Below are 22,275 nucleotides of genomic sequence, written 5' to 3' on the forward strand. Positions count from 1 at the left end.
TTTTTTTAGTTGGAAGTCCCTTATTCTTTTTCCTTGTTCCCCCAGATAAATGGTGCGTTACGCTGGTGCTAAGGAATCTATGTTACTTGTAGCCAAATAGTATGAAGTTTTTTGTGCCAGCAGCCAAAGACGATATTAAAGCAGAGAAAGTGTATAGTGCGATCGCTAGTTCTGTCAAAGCGCCAATCACCGAAAAGCGAATTTGGCAGTTACAGTGGCGTGACAACGAAATAGATATAGAAGCCGAGGTTGGGAAACCTTTACCATCTTCTTTTCAATCAGGCAAAGAACTAGTTCTCGCCATCTTTGATTGCGAAAACCTATATAAAATTTGTACTCTGAGCCGTGGAGGAGTCAAGGGAGAACCTATCTTGGTGGAAAAAAATGTTCAATCTGCAGCAACTTATTTCACTGAGTCTGATAACTGATACTTCGACTTCGCTCAGTACAAGTAACTGTTAACTGTTAACTGATTTAAACCGTTCTTTCGCGATTTGAAATGCTTCTTGCATGACAGACTGAATTTTTTCAGGATCTGGTTTTTTACCCCCCATCAAGTCACCGAAGTAAACACAAGCACCTTCACCCAGTGCCCAAGTATACGCTGCAGCCCAAGATGCAGCAATGACGCTACCAAAACCAGGTAAGAATTTGATTAACTCACGGGCGATCGCTTGGGCTAAAAAACCCCCGGCGATCGCACTCACAACCCCTCCCGCCTGAGATGGGGTCAATGTTTGTCCATATAATTTTCCTAAAAGTCCCACCATCGAGACTTGCAAGGCAGTCAATACAGGCATAGTAGCAAATGGCAATGGTACAGCAGCGAGTGTAGCTGCCATAATCGCAAATGGCAACATATAACGCCGTCCAGCATCTCGGTAAATATTACCAAGCTGTTTACTAGCTTCCTCCCGATCTAATAACTGATAAATCGCTTTAGCTTCCGCCTCTGGGAGTAAGTCTGCGAGGGTATCCCGCAGCGCTTCTAAGCCATAAAACACTGGATTATAACCATCTTCTTCTAAAGTGAAGTCGATCAAGACAGAGCGATTGCAAAGCTGTGTAAAGGCTTCCTGAATAGCGGTGTAAGCTCGGTTCACCTCTGCATAGTCTGGTGGATAGACAGGATGATCATCTGTACCTGGGGGATAGATTTCATGCAAGCAAGTAACCGCCAACAGACAAGGAATATCTGGATATTTCTCGCGTAATTCCTCAGCAATTTGTCGTAGCGTTTCCGTGGCAAAGTCATTGATTTTAACCGTCAGAATCAGTACTCTGGCGCTGCGACTTGACTGCTGTAAATCTCCCACCAACTCCTGAATTATTGCTTGTGTATCTTGGTTTACATCTCCCAATCCCACCGTATCAGTAAAAATCAGCAACGGCAGATCATTAGAAGGGTAAGCATAGCGCTGAGTATGTTGCGTATGGGGACGGAATCCCTGACCGATAATTTCCGCAGAAACTCCCGTCAGTCCCCGCACAATTGAACTTTTTCCCGCTTGGGGTTTACCAATCAGCATTGCTTCTGTTGTTGGCAGTTCGGCTCGAACCGTCTCCAAAATCTCCGCAACCTGAGTTTCGCTAACACTAAACCATCTAATAACCGTCTGTGCTAATTGTTCTCCGGGTAGGAGTTGCACCAAACTTTGTGTCGCCTTGTTCCAAATACCAGTAATGCGGTTCGTCCAGGAATCATTAACTGACTTGGTTGTTAAACCTTCAGTTGGTTCACTAGACTGCTGAGAATTAGCTGAATTACCGTCAGCATTATGTTGCTCAGTCATTGGCATCCAAACAGCCGGTAGATTCGGCGTTGCTGAAGGAAGTATGAATTTGTCATTCTGAACGGAACGTAGTGAAGTGAAGAATCTCGCAGATGCTTCATTCCGCTAGCGCTACATTCAGCATGACGATCGCAATTCATACCGCAATTAGCAACGTCGTAGATTCCAATTAACATTTTATCGGATATGTAGCAGTCCGCTTTGATTTTTGAACTACACGTAGGCAGGGCTATGCCTTACAAAACCTTGATCTGGTGGGCATGGCCCACCCTACTACTAAACACCATAGTTAGGAATCATGCAAGTTAAGTCACGAAACCTAAATACACCTCAAACCCTTACCAATGACAAATACTGAAATTTAAATACCCGCGCCGTCTAAAAACTCCTGTATTGCTTTATCTCTGAGATGACAAACAGAATCATCTTTTAGCAAGTTATCGTTTTTGCAGACTAAATTCATTGCCAGAACGGGAGTTTTTGGCGATGAATGTAATTGCTGGAGATTCTGTATTTGTTGTTCTAGCGATTCAATCCGGTCAACTAAAGCCCGAATTACTTCAGCTTCAGAATCTGGTAAGTTATTGTGTTCTAGGGGAGCAACCCGGACTCCTGAACGATAGATAATCCGACCAGGTACACCGACTACAGTACAACTGGAAGGCACATCCCTTAAAACAACCGATCCAGCGCCAATGCGGACATTGTTACCAATTTGGATATTTCCCAGTACCTTAGCACCAGCACCGACAACAACATTTTCGCCTAAAGTGGGATGGCGTTTGCCGCTCTCTTTGCCAGTACCGCCAAGGGTGACACCTTGATAAATCAGTGCATAGTCCCCCACGATCGCTGTTTCACCAATTACTACACCCATTCCGTGGTCAATAAATACGCCTTGTCCAATCGCTGCGCCTGGGTGGATTTCAATTCCAGTCAAAAACCTCGCCATGTGAGAAATTAAGCGAGGAATAAAAGGAAGACCAATACTGTACAGCCAGTGAGCTAGCCGATGGAATAGCAAGGCTTGCCAACCTGGGTAACAAAATAAAACTTCCAACCAGTTACGAGCAGCTGGGTCACGTTCAAATATGATACGAAAGTCAGCACGTAGTGTAGATAGCACGAGATAGAACCCTCGGAAAGCAAAACAAGCTACATTCTTATATTATCCTTCCAGGTGTTATCTCGATAAAGAGGTCAAGGGTCAAGGGTCAAGAGTCAGGAGTCAGGAGTCAGGAGTCAGGAGTCAGGGGTCAAGGTTATTATCTCCCCAGTCAACAGTCATCAGTCAACAGTCATCAGTCATCAGTCTCATTACTGCTGGATGGTCAAAGTATAGTTACGCTTGACTCCAGAATCAAATGTACCTACCCAAACTTGATAAGTTCCGCTTTTCCAGTTGCGGTCTTCAATGCTAGCGTCTTTACTCTTACCAGTGTCATCTCCGCAACGAATTGTGGTGTCGTCGGGACCTTTGATCAGCAAGGTGGTGTCCCCACCACTTTTGACTAGTATTTTTAAATTAGAAAAGTCTTTTTCTAAAATCAGGATGTGATCGGGATTGGGGTCAGCAAAGCCAATACAAGCTTTTTTATCCCGATCGCGATTACTAATAGCAGATAACGAGTAAGAACCGCTAGTATAACCGGAAACAGTTCCTTCTCCGGCATTAAAACCTGGTGATAGCTTTAAGACACCAAAATTTGATGTCTGTGCTATTGCAGGGGTAGCTATAATCGCGGTAAGTATAGCTGTAAGCCAGCCGCCTCTAACCCATCTTCGAGAGCGACAATACTTCATGGGATCTCTCCAGGAGGCTATTTTATTAGTAACTATATATACATAATGCGAGAAAAAAACCGTAATATTCCAGAATCTGTGCCACATTGTTATGTGCCACAATTATAAGTTTTGCAATTGTAGAGGCAATACATTGCAGTCAAAAATAGAAAAAGGGGCAGGGAGTAGGAGGAAAGGTTTAAATTCAGCCTTTCCCCTGTCCCCCAGCGACAATTATTTACACCGAGTTACTTACGCTGTTTGAGGAGTTTCAGAAGATGTTTCTGCTGCAACACTTTTTATGCGACTGGTTGAGCTTCTGCGGATGCGTTCACTTTTGCGAACACTTACGCATTGACAGGAACTCCTAAATATGAGTGGCGCGAAAACCACACATTTCGTAGGGGCAAGGCACTGCCTTGCCCTCAATCGCACGAGTCTGTTTAGGATCGAAGTCATACGGCAATTCCCATGTTGATCCCAAGGTGTCAGGGCACGGCAGTGCCGATGCCCCTACGGTAAACACAAAAATTGCATGATAATTTTTAGCTAATTTCGTACAAAGTCAACAGCCTAGTAGTCTGTCAGGGTTGAAATGAGGAACTGTAGTGTGAGCGTCTCGCTCACGCGGGCTTTTCGGCCCGCACTACCAAAAACCCCTCAAAACAAAATTGACAAACCACTAGGCGCAGCCCAACCTACAAATACTTAAAATATGTTCAAAAATCAAACTGGATTACTAATATTTGCTCAATTCGAGGAATTCAATGCTTGCTGCACTCATGAATTAACGACTCAATCATAGTTCAGTAAAAACCGAGAACCTTGGTCTCTTCAAGAAACCAAAGTTCCATTAGAAGTTAAGGGAATACCAAAAAATAAATTATCCCAAATCCTAGGGCGGGTTCTCCCCGCCCCTACTCTTACATACGATTGGTAAATTTATGATTGGGATGTTTTTTTATTTGTTATTGTCATCTCTATTTTGGTTTGGAAAAAGGGAAAAATTTGCATTGAGCCTTTGCCCTCATGGGTGATGTAGTTGGAAGAAGACGCCACCTTTGAGTAATTCTGTGTTGCTGCTATAACTACTAACTGTGAGCGATCGCAGGTTGTGGAAAAATGGTTTGCCGAATACTTCTACTAATTTGAGAATCGGGATCTGTCGCTCTAAAAACTGCTGACTCTTGATCCAGTCGAGATATATATACCCTTGATTAGGTCGGGGAATGGCGGCGATACTGTCTTGAAAATTAGGATTGTCAATCAAGGAATTTTCCTTAATTGTGAGAACTTGATTCATCGTCTCTAAATCGGACGTGAAAATTTCGTAATTTTCTATGGTTGTATGTACACCCTGGATTTTTGCCTCAACGGTGAGCGGCGGTTTATCTTTAGTAGTTGTGGGTTTGCTAGCAGCGGTTAACTCTGTCCAGGTGGAGACTTTTTGCTGATTTAATGTGAGAGGACTAATACTGAGTCCTTTGGCGATCGCGATCGCATCTAAGTGAGAAATACCTGCTGACACCTCTGGTGTTTTTTCCACAGCAAAAATCCAACTGGCAGTTTTTTGCTGTTTTTGGGGTAGCAATGCGATCGCATATTCTCCTTTTACCCAGCTAAAAATATCTGCTGTTAGGTTGATTCCCCAACGTTTTTGCACATCAGCTAGGGGTTGGGCTAATTTAGCGATCGCCTCTTCTGAAGAACCATACACAGTAGCTGTGGCTTGTCTCCAGAGTTGCGCTAAGTCACTATTACCCAAATTGCTCAAATTCGCGCCAGAAATTGCCAAACCCGCTGATTCAGGCACATATGCCAATGCGCCTACAGGTTGAGATAATGGTGCAGATGGGGATACGCCTGCTGATGTAGCTAGAAAGCTGGTTTCTGCTAGCAATCCTTTGGAGTTTAATATCAGGGAAATAATTTGACTGTCATAGCTTGGTGCTGATAGTTCTAAACCTTGCCATTTGGCGACAGTGGGGAGATTGAGAAAAGCTACAGCCAAGGCGTTTTTAGGTAATTCTTGAGTAGCTTTTTGGTATTGGGGAGAACTAGTTAAATTCAGATCGGGAGCCTGGACATTATTAATCGCTTCTCGGAGGACTTTGCGATCGTTGGCAAACAGCACAAAGTCATTGCCAACCAATGCACCAGCTAGTGAAACCTGCTTTGGTGAATTATCATACAGCAACTTTACACCTTTGTATTCTTCAGTGACTAAGTTGCTGCCAGCTAACACACGTTTGGAAAACAACAATTGGATAAATTCGCGGCTTTTCTCTGGTTTTTTAGTCGCTAAAGCCATCAGATATCCTGGCTGCTGGCCATTTTCTGGATCGCGATCGATATCTAAGTTAGTCACAGCCAGTGTAATTTCGCTCCCTAACCAGGGTTGAATGTCTTGGCGATAATCAATGCCGCTTTTAGCCAATAAACTGGTTTTGATCTGAGATAGTTCGCCATCACCCCCTAAATTCTGCAATTTATCTGGATTTACCAGCAATGAAGTCATCACTGGAGCGAATTTCGACACAAATATAGCAGCACCAGGTTGAGAGGTAGGCGCGATGAGATTAGCCGGACTTTTGGCAAAAAACCAGTAAAAGCCAGCAATAGCGATCGCTAGCAGTGCAATCACACCCGGTACTAGGAAATTAAAAAATGAGCGTTGGTTGTTCACAAATTGGGGATTGGGGATTGGGGATTGGGGATTGGGGATTGGGGATTGGGTAAAGGAGAAATAATTAATGACTCCTAACTCCCCCCTGCTGACAAATGACAAACTAGTAGTCTGTCAGGGTTGAAATGAGGGACTGTAGTGTGAGCGTCTCGCTCACGCGGGCTTTTCGTCCCTACCAAAAACCCCTCAAAACAAAATTGACAGACTATTAGTACGCCACAGCGTAAATAAAGTAACCATTCCAAATCACCCAAATGCTGACTGTACAGGTTTCTTCATTTCATACTTCATACTTCATACTTCAGCCTTTTTCTACTAGTTAAGAATGAATGCTCATGCGGAAGTAAAGGTTTTCTGTCAAGATAAATGATATAAGATTGTCTGCAAAAACTTCATGACAGGGAAAACTGCTGGTCAACCGATTACCCAAATTAATGTAGAAGAATTGGCACAACGGCTATCTGCCAAGGATACTAGTGTGCAATTAGTGGATGTGCGCGAACCTCAAGAATTGGCGATCGCTAGCATTGAGGGCTTTGTCAACTTACCTCTGAGTGAGTTTGCCGAATGGAGCGAGCAAGTCCCCACTCTCTTCAATCCCCATGCGGAAACTCTTGTACTGTGCCACCACGGCATTCGCTCTGCTCAGATGTGTCAGTGGTTAGTGGATCAGGGTTTCACCAATGTTAAAAATATTGCAGGTGGTATAGATGCCTACTCCTTGTTAGTCGAGCCGACAATTCCTCAATATTAAGGGACTGTTGACTGTTGACTGTTGACTGTTGACAGTCAACGACAATCAAGAGTGTTTATATATTTTAGACACGCATCAGCTTATACATGATTTGGCTGGGACTTACTCTTCCATCTGGACGAAACTAAAAATATGCAGCAGTATGGAGTTTCCTAGTCAGGTTAAAGTTTTGCAACTATGGCATCTGTTTACAGATTCTTTGGTGGCAACCATAGCTGAATAAGGGCAAAAATAAGTATTCAACACTACTACTTTTAGTAGCTGTTCATGAAAAAATACAGATAATAGTAGAAAGTTCCTACTGTTGCTGATAGCTTTTTTCCCAACAATTAAGCTTTATATATGATAAAGCTCTCGAAAACCTCAGAATCATAAATTTAATATTTACTTAATTACTATAAAATTAAATAATTATCTTCAATCACTGTTATTAATTTTTATCTAGCGTTAACATTTACAAATTTTCATTAAAATTTGCCTTTAGTACAACATCTTCCTATGCAAGTCCAGTTGACAAATCGACAACAGCATATACTTTGGGCAACGGTACGTCACTACATTGCTACGGCAGAACCTGTTGGTTCAAAAGCCCTGATAGAAGAGTATGACCTGGGTGTCAGTTCAGCCACAATTCGCAATGTCATGGGCGTCTTAGAAAAATCTGGGTTACTTTATCAACCCCATACCTCTGCCGGACGCGTACCTTCTGACTCTGGTTATCGCATGTATGTTGACCAGCTAATTACACCTTCGGAAACTTTAGGTCGAGAGGTAGAACTGGCGCTACAACAGCGCCTCCACTGGGAAGATTGGAGTTTAGAAGCTTTACTACAAGGCGCGGCGCAAATTTTAGCCTCCTTGAGTGGCTGCATTAGCTTGATTACCATGCCCCAAACCACTACAGCAATGTTGCGACATTTGCAATTAGTGCAAATTGAAGCGGGACGGATCATGCTGATTGTGGTGACTGAAGCTTATGAGACACATTCCCGGCTCATGGATTTGTCATTAGTATCTGCAGAAACAAAACCCGATCCAGAAGTAATAGATCGCGAGTTGCAGATTGTTTCTAACTTTTTGAATAGCCACTTGCGAGGGCGGAGTCTGTTGGAATTAGCCAGCCTCGACTGGAGTCAATTAGATCGAGAGTTCCAGTGCTATGCTGAATTCTTGAAAAACTCCATCATGGAATTAACCCGCCGGACGCTTGCACCATCTGCTACACAAATTATGGTTAGAGGTGTATCAGAGGCTTTGCGCCAGCCAGAATTTTCTCAATTGCAGCAAGTACAAACAATTATCCATCTGCTGGAGGAAGAACAAGACCAACTCTGGCGATTAATATTTGAGACTCCGGAATCTGAGGAGGTGGGTAAGCCACGGGTAACGGTTCGCATTGGTGCAGAAAACCCATTAGAGCCGATACGCACTTGCACGTTGATTTCTTCTACCTATCGCCGGGGTACAATACCCGTGGGGAGTGTGGGAGTTTTAGGCCCAACACGCCTAGACTATGAAAGTGCGATCGCTGTTGTCGCCGCAGCAGCAGCATACCTTTCGGAAGCCTTCAGTTAATTACACGAAAATATGGTCAGAAAAATTGCCTTTGCATTGCTGTGGATAGGGTTTATTACCTACGCTTTTCTCCTTGCACCTCCCGATCGCCCTGATACATTTGAGTTGATTAAAAACCTCTCTACTGGTCAATGGCAAGGAATTAATCCTCTAGTCATAGCACTATTTAATATCATGGGCATCTGGCCATTAATTTTCAGTGCAGTCATGTTTATTGATGGCAGAGGACAAAAAATACCTGCTTGGCCTTTCGCTACCGCCTCATTTGCCGTTGGAGCTTTCGCCATTTTGCCATACCTCGCACTCAGGGAACCAAATAAGCAGTTTGTTGGTAAAAAGAATATCTTGATCAAGCTGCTAGATTCCCGCGTGACTGGAGTTGTATTAAGCGTCGGTGCAGCTATTCTAGTTGCTTATGGCTTACAAGGCGACTGGGGAAATTTTGTGCAGCAGTGGCAAACTGATCGTTTTATCCATGTGATGAGTTTAGATTTCTGCCTACTCAGTCTCTTATTTCCCGCTTTATTGGGAGACGATATGGCACGTCGTGGCGGGAAAAATCCACAGCTTTTCTGGTTATTTGCTTTGATTCCCCTATTTGGCCCACTAATTTATTTGTCTGTGCGATCGCCTCTACCTGATATCAGCGGAGAAGTAAAATCTAGACAACAACAAACAGCAGCAAATTGAGCAATTATAAAATTATTTACGCATCTGATAAATTTCTGGTAACTGCCACCAAGGAATATGGGGATACTCATGATGTTCTTCATGATATCCAAAATGATAGCAAGTGATAAATGACCAAAAAATTGAACGGTTGATAGTTTGAGCGCGATGAGGATCTATATAACCACCAATTGGCTGTTTATGCGGTAGGAAAGTACCAAAATAAAATAACTGTATTGAACTTAATAGTGAAGGGATTACCCAAAAATAAGTTAAGTTATCACTAGGCATATGTAGTGCGTATTTAGCAACATTATAGATAGTCGTTAAAGCAATTATTTGCCACCAACTCCAGTAACCTTTCATAAAATGAAAATACCAAGCGAAGAAGTTCTTCTGCTTACCATTATGAAAATCTGGATCTAGTTTACTGGCTGGTTTATGGTGATGTTGCCAATGCTTTTTTAACAGTTTTTTATATGATAAAAGACCATAAAGCGATAAGCAAAATGACCCAATAAAATGGTTTATTTTAGAGCTTCGTTTAAACACTACCCCATGCATAGCATCATGAGATGTAATAAATAATCCTGTATATAAGAATGTTTGCCAAAATATGATGGGTACTAATATCAAAAAATTGCATTTTGAGATATCTATAGAAAGTAATAAAATTAGACTAATCGACCATAAACTAGTAATAATAAAAGCAATAAAAATTCCCGTAAATAGAGATTTATTTTTCACAAATGGTGTCGTTTCTATTTGGTGGTTAGGTGGTTTTTCTAACTCAATCATGCTTTGACTCCGTGTAGTGTGTAGATGAAATTTATCCAAATAGAACAGACTAACCATTAACTCTAGTAGTCGTTATAGCGGTTTTCACATCAGTGAGGTACAGGTGGAAATTGTCAAGTCTGCAGGGGTGGGGTTTCCCCTCCCTCGACTGTATTACTGAGCGAAGCAACAATCTAAAAATATTTAGAAATATTAAGATACTTTAAATAGTATTACACAAACAATGACTATTCCAAAAACTGTTTCATGGGAGAGATTAGCTGAAAATTGCTCTAACTGTTAGTGGCTCTGTATTTCCTTGACAAATCCAGGCTCCCCAGTCAAAAGGATGCTGCAACCGCGTGTCTTCTTCTTGACAATCAATCTGGCTGTCTGCTGATAATTCATTGACTTTTAAAAGTTCTTTTAGTACCTCAACACCCAAGGTTGATTGCCGTAATTGTTTTACAGTAATTATATGTATATAGTTCTGAGCTTGATGTAACGCATCGGCACGACCCATACCAGACTGTAAATTATAAAAAAAACACTCCATTAATAGAGCCGTCACCTTGTCAGGAACTGGCGATAGGCTCATCACTAGGGTTTGTGATCCCGCTACTGCAAAAGCACGACGCAAACCAAACACGCCTTCGCCGATTTTGATGTCTCCTCTGGCGATATCACAAGCAGAGAGAACCGTCAATTCATTCGCCCACAAATCTAAACTGGCGATATCTTGGGCGAAAACAAAGCCTTTGCCTGCATCTGGGGGAAGAGTTCCACCAAATAGCCAAGTATTAGCACCGGCTAAAGCTAGTGCAGAACGCATCATGGGATTTTCTACCTTGGCCGTTCGCCCTGGTTCTATACTCAATAAGTTACGTTTGCGATCGCCTGGTTCCGGTTCAGAGTCGCTTAAAAATAGGCCGTGAGTCTCAATGAGCATGATACTGGGGCACTCACTACTTGTTAAACGAGTTTTTACTGCTTCTGCACCCAAGTACAGTTGTGCATCTGGGAGCTTTTTCGCCACACTTTCACCCAAAAACCTTGTACCTAGAGCGCGGCGCAGGCTTTTTCCTGTGAGAGTATTAAGTAATTCTTGTATTAGTTGTTTTGGTGCATCAGCCGGAGTAAATTCCTGGTTTTTGATAGTTGCTCCATCTGAAGCTAAATTTGTGGTTGACTCTGCTTGTAAATCAAAATCAGGATCGGCAATAATGAGTGGTGCAGAAATCGAGCGTGTCGGTAGCTGAACTTTGGTGCGGAGAATATCCCGCCCGACACTGAGATATAGCATTTTCTAGTCTGGTGAGGTACAAATTTATCTGCGTTTATCCGCGTCCATCCTCTTCTATCAGCGGTTAATTATTTTTGTCTGTACCTCACCAATGTGGGAATCGCTATAACTAATGGTATATTCATCCATTAATAGACGTGTACATATTGTATGGCTGGAGGTTTAGCACGTCAGATGTGAACATAATGCCAATGTTTCCATTAGTTCGACTTCTTGTGAAGTCAAGCACCTCAAGTTCAAGTCAAAAGATAAAAGCGTCAACTTCAAACCCTGGTTTTAATAGGGTTATTCTCTTTCTAGGTGCAAGGTTCAAGAAATGCCAACAGGATTTGAGAACAAGAAAAGCAAAACTAAAGCATCTTTTGCACCCTGCATAGATAGCAAAGACATTACCACTCAGTTTCAGGAATACTTCACTCTTATCAAAGACCCCAGAGTAGAAAGGACGAGATGGCATTCACTGAGCGATATTATCACCATAGCGATTTTGGCAGTAATAGCAGGAGGGCAAGGTTGGGAAGATATCGAGGAGTATGGACTCAATAAACAGGAGTGGTTGGAGACATTTTTAGAACTGCCAGAGGGAATACCCAGTCCAGACACTTTTAGAAGAGTGTTTGAGAAAATTAACCCCAAAGAATTTGAGAAATGTTTTCGTTGCTGGGTACAATCGCTAATAGAGAAGTTGGGAGTAGAAGTAGTAGCTATAGATGGCAAAACTCATCGAGGCTCATATGACCGAGAATCTCAGCTAAAAGCTTTACACACAGTCAGTGCATGGTCAAGTGAACACCGTTTGGTATTAGGACAAACAAAGGTCAGTGACAAATCAAATGAAATCACCGCGATTCCAGCACTGTTGGAAATGCTAGACATATACGGCTGCATCATTACTATTGATGCAATGGGTACTCAAAAATCGATTGCCCAGAAAATTATCGCGGCTGGTTCTGATTACGTTTTGAGCTTGAAAGATAATCATCCTACACTGCACCAGCAAGTAAAGAATTGGTTTGAGATAGCCCAGTCCAATGGATTCAAAAATGTTAATGTGAGTATGAGTCAACGGATAGAAAAAGTGCATCACAGAATCGAGAATCGTCAGGTTTACACCGTGCCAGTGTCACAACTTTCTGCACTTCATGAACAAGATTTGTGGGCTGGTTTGACAACAGTAGTTATGGTAGTGCGTTCGATTCAGCATTGGAATCAGACTACCCATGAGGTGCAATTTTACATCACCAGTCTTGTCAGTGATGCTAATAAAATTGGTAGTGCCATTCGACAGCATTGGGGAATAGAAAATTCTGTTCATTGGACATTAGATGTCACTTTTAATGAAGATGAATGTCGAATTCGTTCTCTGCATAGTCCACAGAATTTTGCTTTACTACGTCGCATTGCTCTTAACGCCTTAGAACGAGAATCATCTTTCCGTCGCAGTATTCGCCAAAAGTCACGACGAGCCGCTATGAATGATCGGTATATGCTTTCTGTGTTGGCTGCGGCTCTCCCAAATTCAACACTCTCCTAGAATCCCACTGTCAATAGAGTTTGAGACGCGCTAACCCTGCATCGGCAGCAAGGCTACCCCCCACTTGATAGGGATACTTAACCATGTTGCCCTTCTAGGTGGGCGCAAAAATATTGCCGATAAAGTTCGCACCTAAGGCTGGACTTAACATCGTCTTTCTTTCGTTCAATAGTTTAGTGTTTTTGCGCCGACTTACTTAATGCACGAACGTAGCGCTTACAACTTCCCCTGAATGCTCTGAGGTAAAATAGCTTCTAAAATAGAATTATGTTGTCAACTCAAACTCAAATATTACGCATTTCTCAAGGACAACTTAATCTACTAGAACGTTGTCCTCGTCAGTTCCAACACACTTATTTAGAAAATCTCAATTCTCCCTCAGATCCCGAACATGAGGAAAAGCAGACTCTAGGTAGTCGCTTCCACTTGCTGATGCAGCAGCAAGAGATGGGTTTGCCAATTCATAGCTTTTTGCAAGCTGATACCCAATTGCAAAGCTGGATGGCCGCTTTTGCTAACGCAGCACCAAAAATTATCACACCTGCAATAGATCACCAAACTTTCCGCGAAAGTGAACACTATCGCACCCTACAAGTGCAAGACTATTTGCTCACAGTTATTTATGATTTATTAATTGCAGATAATCAGCAAGCACAAATTTTTGACTGGAAAACTTATCCCAAACCACCCAACAAAAGCAAATTAGCCAGAAATTGGCAAACTCGTCTATATATGTATGTATTGGCTGAAACTAGCGAATACCTGCCAGAAAATATTTCCATGACTTATTGGTTTGTTCAATCTGCAGGCAAACCGCAAAATATACAATTTACTTACAGTCATAGCTTACACGCCCAAACAGCAAAGAAACTTAATCAACTGTTAAATAAATTGACCACTTGGCTAGAAAATTATCAACATGGTGAATTATTTCCCCAAGTGCCAGAAAGTAGTCAAGCCTGTGATTATTGCCAGTTTGCTCAAAGGTGCGATCTCACACAAGTTGCAGAGGCATTAATTAATCAAGTTTTACCTCATCTCGATACCATTCAGGAAGTATCACTGTCAGAATTTAAGTAAATCGGTACAATAAAACCAAACTATAGGAATCCGGCTTGATTTTTGAAAAGATACGTAGGGTGTGTTAGCGACAGCGTAACGCACCAAATCCTTGATGATGGTGCGTTACGGATTTCATCCTAACGCACCCTACGATACCTAATTTTGTTCAAAAATCAAATAGTAGTCCTATGTGTGAAAAAAAGTAAACAAAGCTAAAACCCTCTTTCCTCCTGTATTCTGGATTCTATCTCCTACCTTATCCCAACGATAATTATTTACGCTCACCTACTTAGGAGTGAGAGTTAAACGCTGAATTCATGGCTTCGTTTCTGGTGGTACTGGTTAGTTCTTGCCATCTGCAAAGTCACTATTTTTAATATTTAGGAAATATAGCGCAGAAACCACAACCGCAGTTTTTATGACAAACTTTGATGACATGGACGTAGTTTACGTCCGTGAATTAGGAATCGATGATATAGCCCCAATTTATCATTTGGGAGAGGAGCTATTTACTAGCGATCGCTATCCTTATTTGTACCGCACCTGGGATGAATGGGAGGTGATCGGACTATACAACACAGATCCAGAATACTGCCTCGTTGCCGAAATAGATGGAGAACTGGCAGGATTTATTTTAGGAACTATCATCACCAAGACATCTTGGACTTATGGTTATATTTTGTGGCTAGGAGTTAATCCCAATTTTCAACGGCAGGGAGTTGCTGATAAGCTAGTTGATAAAGTCGTCGCCCGCATGATTGAAGATGGGGCGCGTTTTATGCTGGTAGACACTGACCCCACTAATATACCAGCGGTGAAGTTTTTCCACCGCAAAGGTTTCGGTAATAACCGCCAGCATATTTTCTTGTCGATGAATTTAAGTAAGCATCCATATTATGGCAGACTAATAGATTACGAACATCAAAAAGCTGAACGCGCAGGTTATAAGCGATGTCTACGACGGGCTACGCCTACGCGTCCCACTATTCGCGCCCGCAAACCCGACGGTTTCGCTAATGAAATAGTCCTCAATCCCTTAGTAACTGAACCTCAGACAGAGACTGAGGACTAGGGAATAGGCAATAGGCAATAGGCAATAGGCAATAGGCAATAGGCTATTAAGTAAGTCGGTGCAATAAAACCAAACTATGTGAAGAAAAGTAAATAAGGCTCAAACTCTTTCTCCCCCTGCCCCCTGCCTTATTCCAACAATAATTATTTACGCCGACCTACTTAGTTATATTCCCAATCCCCAATCACTAATAAGATGCAATGGACTTTAGCAGCAACTGAACAACCACCAGAGTGGTTTATCCAAGCGGTGAAGCAATATACACCTGCATCTAGTGGACTTTATGCGGCACAATTGTTGTGGCAGCGGGGAATTAGAGATAAATCACAACTAGCGGCTTTTGTCAACCATCAAACCTATAAACCAGCAAGCCCTTGGGAATTTGGGCAAGAAATGCATTTAGCTGTAGCGCGGTTGCAACAGGCGCGTAACGCTGGTGAGAAAATTGCTATTTGGGGAGACTTTGACGCAGACGGTATCACCGCCACTGCTGTGTTGTGGGATGGTTTAGGAGAGTTTTTTGCCCAAAATCAACAGTTAATTTATTACATTCCCAATCGCCTCACCGAATCCCACGGACTTAACAATCAAGGGATTGATAATTTAGCAAAACAAGGCATTACATTAATCGTCACTTGTGACACAGGCAGCACGAACCATGATGAAATTATTTATGCCCAACAGCTAGGTATTGATGTCATCGTCACAGATCACCACACCTTAGCACCAGAACGCCCAGCCGTTGCAGCTATTATCAACCCCCGCTATTTAGCCAATGAACATCCGCTATTTAATCTTTCTGGGGTGGCGGTAGCTTATAAGTTGGTGGAAGCGTTATATCAAGCCCTACCTGATGTCCCCCAAAATCCGTTAACAGATTTGTTGGATTTAGTAGCAGTAGGATTAATTGCTGACTTAGTGCAACTCAGTGGGGATTGTCGCTATTTAGCCCAGTTGGGAATTCAACGACTACAGGCAGATTTTAAACAACCACCAGCAGCGCGCAGGCGGCCAGGAGTTGGACGATTATTAGAATTATGCCAGAAAAGTGGCGATCGCCCCACAGATATTTCCTTCGGTTTAGGACCGCGCATCAACGCCGTCAGCCGCATCCAAGGTGATGCTAGTTTCTGCGTAGAATTGCTGACTAGCCGAGATATCAAACATTGCCAGCAACTGGCAGAAATGACAGAACTAGCCAACGCTCGCCGTAAGTCATTGCAAAAAGATGTGCAAGCGCAAGTCACACAAAAACTCACCCAATTAGACTTATCTACCACAAGTGCGATCGTCCTCGAAGATCCTCAATGGCCTATAGGCGTATTAGGCTTAGTCGCTGGACAAATAGCCCAAGAGACAGGCCGCCCCACCATTTTGTTGAGTACAGAAGAAGCAGGGGACAAGGGAGACAATTCTTCACTTTTAACTCCTAACTCAGCACTCAGCACTCAGCACTCAGCACTCTTATTGGCCCGTGGTTCCGCCCGTTCGGTGAATTCCGTCGATTTATACCAACTAGTAAAAGATCAAGCACATCTGTTACACCGCTTTGGCGGACATCCCTTTGCTGCGGGGCTGAGTTTGTTGGCGGAGAATATTCCTTTATTTAAAGACGCAATTAACCAGCGATTGCGGCAATCCTTAGGTGGTGTAAACCTAACACCAACTGTCCAAGCAGATATAGCAGTCACAGTCGCTGACTTAGGCAAAGAATTATTTTTAGAACTGAAAGTATTAGAACCCTGTGGAATGGGTAATCCCGTCCCCAAACTACTAATTCAAAACTGCTGGTTTGAAAATGCTTGGCATCGCAATCAACAAGATTCCCAAGGTAAAAAAATCCAGTATATTAAAACCGAGTTTGACATTCGAGATGACACGACGAGAAACCCATTTCCGGGGATATGGTGGGGACATTATAAAGATGAATTGCCCATAGGTAGATGTGATTGCATCGCCGAAATAGACTACAACAGCTTTAAAAAACGCTATGAAATCAGATTAATTGCTGTCCGTCCCACTATTAACTCAATACTCAACACTCAACATTTACCACTCATCCTAGATTTGCGGAATCAGAGACAGTCAACCATCAACAGCGATGCACTGAGCTTGTCGAAGTGTCAACAGTCAGCACTCATTATTTCAGAATGCCCTACTAGTTGGGATGATTTACGGGCGTGGTGGAAAAAGTCACTCTACAATAATCAACAACTAGCCCTGGCTTGGACTATACCCAACCATCAAACACCCAGCGACATTTGGCTAACTCTAGTGGGAATTGCCAAATACCTAAGTCGTACCAATCAACTAGTTACCCGCGTTCAACTATTAGATAAGCTAGGCATCGGTGACCAAACCTTATTTTTGGGAATTAGAGCTTTAAAATATTTGGGGTTTACACTGCAGCGACAAGACCGTGATTTGCAAATTAGCCACGATGCTAAAAATCTATCAGAAACCTTGGCTGATAGTGCTGCTGCCAAATTTTTAGCCGCCATCCGCGAAGAACAATTTCAGCGAGAGTATTTTGCTGAAGTCCCTTTATCTACAATTGTGGCGATGGTTAATAGTCAGGGTTAATGGGATGATTGTTTGCGATCGCATCCCCAATTAATCGAGCGCGATCGCTCACACTAAAATCGGGTAAGTAAGGGCACGGCACCGATAAAATTATGTGATGCGCTGAAAGATTTTGGATGCCGTGCCCCTACTACGATATTTTTAATTACGAATTAAATCTTGCACTATCAGGAGTTGGACTTACGCAAGTGTCATATTTTTTTATTAAGGTTGTCAAGGGTCAATAGTCCAAAAACCTTGACTCTTGACTCTTATGAAAAAAGATATATGTGCCAGTTGCATCAGTCAAGGGATTTTTTTGTGATTTAAGAATTAACCGCTGGCTGGGGAATAACTCCCGTATTGCGAGTTTCTACACTAGAAAGCCGACTAATTGTTAACAGTGGCACTTCTTGTCGGCAAGACTGACAAAACCAATAAAGTTCACTGTGACGAACGTGACGTAGGAGGGAACCACCGCAACATGGACAGGTGTTAGCTCTCATACTCATTACCGATGTCCTCCCTGAAAAAAGTTGTTGTTGAAAATGTAAAAAAATTGTTGATTAAAACCGGACTTCATTAGCACAAATGTGCCCATTTAAGTCTATGCGATCTTTTATAATTTGTTCATAGACCGCCTGGTAACCGTTAACCATTTGGGTAACACTAAACTTGGTTGCTACATATTCTCGACAGATTTGACGGTTTAGTTCCAAAGCCTTGGGAATCATTGCCGCCATTTCTGCAAAGCTTTGGCAGATAAAGCCTGTCTTACCATGAGCAATCACCTCTGGTACAGAACCGAAATTCATAGCAATCACTGGCGTACCAGTTGCCATTGATTCAATCATTACCAAGCCAAAAGGTTCTTGCCAAGTAATAGGAAAGAGAGTTACTGCAGCATTTCCCAACAGTTCAGCCTTCTCGGCATGGCTAACTTCACCTAGATATTCAATTTGCTTCCCATCAATATGGGGGGCAATTTCTTGTTCAAAAAACTTAGAATCTACTAAATCAACTTTTCCTGCCATTTTCAAGCACCAACCAGTCTGTTTTGCAATTGCGATCGCATGATGTGAACCTTTTTCGGGTGAAAAGCGTCCTAAAAATGCTAAATATTGCGGCTCTTGGGGTTGTGGCTGAAATGGATAATCTTCAGGATTAATGCCGTTATAAACGGTGTCGATATAGTTTAAGTCGATTTGACGCTGTGCCTGACTAATGCTGACGTATTGTTGCTTTTGGTGGTGGCTAAAGACTTGCTGGTTATCCTTTGTAAAACAACCGTGCAGAGTATGCACAGTGGGAGCCGATACTAAATTCGCTAAAGGTAATGCCGAAATACCTACATGGGAATGAATGATGTCGAATTCCTGCGATCGCTGGTAAACTTGGCTGAGTTCAAGCGTTTCATACGCTGCATATTCTTTGACATTTGGATCTAAGCGCAACGCACGTGGATAAACCGCTTCTAAACAAGCCGAAGTTTGAGAATCACCAGAAGCAAACAAAGTAACCTGATGACCGCGACGAACTAGTTCCTCGGTCAAGTGACTCACGACGAGTTCAATCCCTCCATAACTAGGAGGTGGAACTCGTTCCCATAAGGGGGCTACTTGAACGATTTTCATAAGTTGTTTTGGTTCAGTCTGTAAAATAGTCCTCTAAGTGAGAACTGAGGTAATTTAATGCGGGCAACGTATTTATGCTTACTCCTCGGAAACTTTAACAGTTATTCAGTTAAAAGGTTTAAATCTCCCATTAAATTGGTCGAAGGCGTTAGTGGGCTTTTTTATCTGCTCCAATGCGCCTGTTCACTGATAACTGGTCACTGTTTACTGAATTTAACAACACCACTAAAAAAAATTCCGCCCCTCAGCAGTGGCCACCGGGCAACTACACTATTAAACTATAACCTCCTGTTTCCTAATTTCATCTATCTTGGGGATCATAAGCAATTATGCTATTTTGTAAATTAACTTACCAAATAGATTTTTTTGTAGCTCACAATACTAAATTTTAGGTTGGGATCAATTATTTAGGGTCTGTTTGCCAGGAAAACGGCTCAGATACTAGCAAATCTATAAACGTTAAATAATTCTAAAAATTTGCTTAATTCATATTAATTCATAATTACTGATTTATGGGAATCACAGACTATTAACTAATGAAAATAGCTACTTGGAATGTAAATTCAATTCGGATTCGTCTCGAACAGGTGATTGATTGGTTAAAACAGAACCCTGTTGATGTCCTCTGTTTGCAAGAAACGAAAGTTGTCGATGCTGATTTTCCGCGATCGCCTTTAGAAGAATTAGGCTATTACGTTTATTTCTCAGGTCAAAAATCCTATAACGGCGTAGCAATAATCAGCCGCCAACCGCTTTCAGATATCAGTACGGGTTTCACAACAATTGTGACCAATGTCGAACCAGAACTAGATGAGCAAAAGCGGGTAATTACTGGTGTTATTGATCAGATTCGGATTGTTAATCTTTATGTACCCAATGGTTCAGCAGTGGGAAGTGAAAAATATCTTTACAAACTCAAGTGGTTAGCAATACTAAAGGAGTATTTGCAATTATTGCTCAAATCACAGCCAGCTATCTGTATTTGTGGCGACTTTAATATTGCTTTAGAAGCCATAGATATTCATGACAAAGTTAATCCCCTCAATCACATCATGGCATCAGAACCAGAGCGCCAAGCTTTACGAGATATACTGACGCTAGGATTTGCCGATGCTTTTCGCAAATTCACCAGCGAAGGCGGTCACTTCAGCTGGTGGGATTATCGCACCGCAGCCTTTCGTCGCAACCTAGGCTGGCGGATTGATCATCACTATTTGACACCAGTTTTGTATGAGTGTGCTAAAAGCTGCATTATTGATGTTGAACCTAGAAAACTAACTCAACCCAGCGACCATACACCAGTAGTTGTGGAATTGGATATATGAAGGTGATTGCTACCGTGCCAGGAGTTTCAGAATCCAGCAGATAGATTAAGCTCATCCCACCCCATTTTAGGGGTGGGATTTCACGTTGACGGTTATCAGTCATCAGTAGACCTCTTGCATAAATATTTTTTGTCTCACGCAAAGACGCAAAGAAGATCGCAAAAATTAGGACTTTTGCAAGAGGTCTAGTTAACGGCGGCGGGGCGGCGATCGCTGCTACCCTTCACCACACTCAGTACCTCGGCTTATAGTCCCTCGGCTTATAGTAAATTTAAGTACTGAGTACTTTTGTACTATGGTTAATGCCCCGCCCGATGTCAAGCGGAATCTTTTAATCGGGAGAAGGTTGATACCTCACCCCTCTCCTGTCGGAGACGCTACGCGAACGTGGGTGGTATTTTTAACTCAGCACTCAGCACTCGGAACTCAGCACTTTTCATCTCCAGATCTGGCTTCTTCGATAAAGACTTGCGCTTGTAGGGGGATGTCAAGCCGCTGATACTTTCGCTAAAACGTGAAGGGAGAGGCTTTCAGGATGGTGCAAAATAATGGCAGACAAACCCCAAAAAGAAATCAATTCGCCCACACAACTATCGAACAGGGATATCAAGACTCAGCCAACTGTTTCCCAGTCCTTTGCTCAAAAAGTAGGTCAGGTGGGAGGAATAATTACCCAAAGCGGTAAAGCAGTCTTCGATAAAACAGTCGCCGTGGGAACAGCGGCGGCGAAGCAAACACATCATCTGATTGAACAATCAACTCAAGCCAGCGGTCAAATAGTCAATTACCTCAGCAAAAATTGGCTTATCCGCAAATTATCTGGTTTTTTAAACCTTAATTGGCTGATTGGTGCTGCTGATAGTGTCGATTTGGAAAAAGCAGCAGTAGAAGTGAAAAAGCTAAAACAACAGTATCCCCATGAATCACCTAGTCAGATTGCCCACCGGATCATGGTGGAAAAAGCAACTCAAGCAGGTAGTATTGGTCTAGCGACTAGCATTTTGCCAGGATTTGCTGCAGCTTTGTTGGCAATTGATTTGGCAGCTACGACAAAATTGCAATCAGAAATGCTTTATCAGATAGCATCTGACTACGGAATGGATTTAAAAGATCCAGCGCGTAAAGGTGAAGTGTTGGCAATTTTTGGTTTGGGGTTGGGTGGTGGTCGTCTTTTGAAGGCTGCGGGATTAGGCTTGTTGCGAAATGTGCCTTTTGCTGGTGCAGCGATCGCCGCTAGCTCAAATGCAACGATGATTTATTCATTGGGGTATGCTGCTTGTCGATTTTATGAAGCCAAGCTAGATGAATCAACTTCGCTGACTTCTCAAGAGACGCTAGAAAAATTAAAACAACAAAGTGCAGATTATTTAGAAACTGCGATCGCCCAAACAACAGTCATGGATCAAATCTTAGTTCACATGATCCTCGCTAGTCATCCAGAAAAAACTTGGGCAGAAATTTTACCCGAATTAAAAGCCGTTAATCTCAGTCCTACCTCATTAGCAGCTATAGCTGAAGATATGCAATCACCCCAGCCTTTAGATACCTTGCTGAATCAACTCAATCGTGATTTTGCCATACCCTTGTTAGTGCAGTGCAAAAAAATCGCCCAACTTGACAGTCAGACTACACCAGTTGAGCAACAAGTGATCGATGCGATCGCTGCTAAGTTTAATCTTGGGAATGGGGAATAGGGAAAAAGTCGCCAGGACAGATTAGTTTACCTTGGGATAAGGGATGTGCAGAG

At 42.5% G+C, this 22,275-nt stretch carries 17 protein-coding genes and 1 pseudogene; 10 read left to right on the forward strand and 8 right to left on the reverse strand.

The window, feature by feature from the left end; genetic code table 11:
- Nucleotides 1-101 precede the first annotated feature (101 nt).
- The gene (locus CAL7507_RS15670; protein WP_015129452.1) at nucleotides 102-428 is read left to right on the forward strand and encodes a hypothetical protein; all 327 of its coding nucleotides are present in this window, start codon (nucleotides 102-104) and stop codon (nucleotides 426-428) included.
- A gap of 30 nt (nucleotides 429-458) precedes the next feature.
- Here CAL7507_RS15670 and CAL7507_RS15675 read toward each other — a convergent pair whose 3' ends face one another.
- From CAL7507_RS15675 to CAL7507_RS15690, 4 genes are all read right to left on the reverse strand, one after another.
- A complete protein-coding gene (locus CAL7507_RS15675; protein WP_015129453.1) occupies nucleotides 459-1,793 on the reverse strand; it encodes a YcjF family protein in 1,335 nt (444 codons plus the stop codon).
- A 361-nt stretch (nucleotides 1,794-2,154) separates the two neighbouring features.
- A complete protein-coding gene (cysE, locus tag CAL7507_RS15680) occupies nucleotides 2,155-2,919 on the reverse strand; it encodes a serine O-acetyltransferase (RefSeq protein ID WP_015129454.1) in 765 nt (254 codons plus the stop codon).
- A gap of 191 nt (nucleotides 2,920-3,110) precedes the next feature.
- Nucleotides 3,111-3,596 (reverse strand): hypothetical protein, encoded by a 486-nt coding sequence (locus CAL7507_RS15685; RefSeq protein WP_015129455.1) that lies wholly within the window; start codon nucleotides 3,594-3,596, stop codon nucleotides 3,111-3,113.
- Between the two features lie 1,006 nt (nucleotides 3,597-4,602).
- Entirely contained in the window at nucleotides 4,603-6,261 is a 1,659-nt protein-coding gene (locus CAL7507_RS15690; protein WP_015129456.1) for a DUF3352 domain-containing protein, read from the reverse strand.
- A 394-nt stretch (nucleotides 6,262-6,655) separates the two neighbouring features.
- On the opposite strand from CAL7507_RS15690, the gene CAL7507_RS15695 reads away from it, so the two are divergent.
- The 3 genes from CAL7507_RS15695 (at nucleotide 6,656) to CAL7507_RS15705 (ending at nucleotide 9,280) form a co-directional block, all read left to right on the forward strand.
- Complete coding sequence (locus CAL7507_RS15695) at nucleotides 6,656-7,015, forward strand: rhodanese-like domain-containing protein (RefSeq protein WP_015129457.1); 360 nt, start codon at nucleotides 6,656-6,658, stop codon at nucleotides 7,013-7,015.
- A 498-nt stretch (nucleotides 7,016-7,513) separates the two neighbouring features.
- Nucleotides 7,514-8,590 carry a heat-inducible transcriptional repressor HrcA gene (gene hrcA / locus CAL7507_RS15700; protein ID WP_015129458.1) on the forward strand — a complete coding sequence of 359 codons (1,077 nt, stop codon included), beginning with the start codon at nucleotides 7,514-7,516 and terminating at the stop codon, nucleotides 8,588-8,590.
- A 12-nt stretch (nucleotides 8,591-8,602) separates the two neighbouring features.
- Nucleotides 8,603-9,280, forward strand: a complete 678-nt coding sequence (locus tag CAL7507_RS15705; protein WP_015129459.1) for a hypothetical protein — start codon at nucleotides 8,603-8,605, stop codon at nucleotides 9,278-9,280.
- Between the two features lie 12 nt (nucleotides 9,281-9,292).
- Here CAL7507_RS15705 and crtW read toward each other — a convergent pair whose 3' ends face one another.
- Both crtW and CAL7507_RS15715 read right to left on the reverse strand, forming a co-directional pair.
- Nucleotides 9,293-10,057, reverse strand: coding sequence for a beta-carotene ketolase CrtW (crtW, locus tag CAL7507_RS15710; protein WP_015129460.1), 765 nt, complete (start codon nucleotides 10,055-10,057; stop codon nucleotides 9,293-9,295).
- A 256-nt stretch (nucleotides 10,058-10,313) separates the two neighbouring features.
- A pseudogene (locus CAL7507_RS15715) lies at nucleotides 10,314-11,333 on the reverse strand (CHAT domain-containing protein); the annotation flags it as partial.
- A 322-nt stretch (nucleotides 11,334-11,655) separates the two neighbouring features.
- Here CAL7507_RS15715 and CAL7507_RS15720 point away from each other — a divergent pair.
- From CAL7507_RS15720 to CAL7507_RS15735, 4 genes are all read left to right on the forward strand, one after another.
- The gene (locus tag CAL7507_RS15720; RefSeq protein ID WP_015129462.1) at nucleotides 11,656-12,873 is read left to right on the forward strand and encodes an ISAs1 family transposase; all 1,218 of its coding nucleotides are present in this window, start codon (nucleotides 11,656-11,658) and stop codon (nucleotides 12,871-12,873) included.
- A 267-nt stretch (nucleotides 12,874-13,140) separates the two neighbouring features.
- Nucleotides 13,141-13,953, forward strand: a complete 813-nt coding sequence (locus tag CAL7507_RS15725; protein ID WP_015129463.1) for a PD-(D/E)XK nuclease family protein — start codon at nucleotides 13,141-13,143, stop codon at nucleotides 13,951-13,953.
- Nucleotides 13,954-14,353: 400 nt separating this feature from the next.
- Nucleotides 14,354-15,007 (forward strand): GNAT family N-acetyltransferase, encoded by a 654-nt coding sequence (locus CAL7507_RS15730; protein WP_015129464.1) that lies wholly within the window; start codon nucleotides 14,354-14,356, stop codon nucleotides 15,005-15,007.
- Between the two features lie 195 nt (nucleotides 15,008-15,202).
- Nucleotides 15,203-17,590, forward strand: coding sequence for a DHH family phosphoesterase (locus CAL7507_RS15735; protein ID WP_015129465.1), 2,388 nt, complete (start codon nucleotides 15,203-15,205; stop codon nucleotides 17,588-17,590).
- Between the two features lie 305 nt (nucleotides 17,591-17,895).
- Here the strand turns inward: CAL7507_RS15735 and CAL7507_RS30870 are convergent, their stop codons facing one another.
- On the reverse strand, nucleotides 17,896-18,081 hold the full coding sequence (locus CAL7507_RS30870) for a hypothetical protein (protein WP_015129466.1): 186 nt from the start codon (nucleotides 18,079-18,081) through the stop codon (nucleotides 17,896-17,898).
- A 54-nt stretch (nucleotides 18,082-18,135) separates the two neighbouring features.
- Nucleotides 18,136-19,203: a glycosyltransferase family 4 protein gene (locus CAL7507_RS15740; protein WP_015129467.1), complete on the reverse strand. Its 1,068-nt coding sequence runs from the start codon at nucleotides 19,201-19,203 to the stop codon at nucleotides 18,136-18,138.
- A 536-nt stretch (nucleotides 19,204-19,739) separates the two neighbouring features.
- Between CAL7507_RS15740 and xth the strand changes: the two genes are divergently transcribed.
- Together xth and CAL7507_RS15750 are read left to right on the forward strand one after the other, a co-directional pair.
- Complete coding sequence (gene xth / locus CAL7507_RS15745; protein ID WP_015129469.1) at nucleotides 19,740-20,528, forward strand: exodeoxyribonuclease III; 789 nt, start codon at nucleotides 19,740-19,742, stop codon at nucleotides 20,526-20,528.
- Nucleotides 20,529-21,076: 548 nt separating this feature from the next.
- Complete coding sequence (locus tag CAL7507_RS15750; RefSeq protein WP_015129471.1) at nucleotides 21,077-22,222, forward strand: hypothetical protein; 1,146 nt, start codon at nucleotides 21,077-21,079, stop codon at nucleotides 22,220-22,222.
- Nucleotides 22,223-22,275: the final 53 nt, after the last annotated feature.

It is taken from the genome of Calothrix sp. PCC 7507 (assembly GCF_000316575.1).
Classification (GTDB): Bacteria; Cyanobacteriota; Cyanobacteriia; order Cyanobacteriales; family Nostocaceae; genus Fortiea.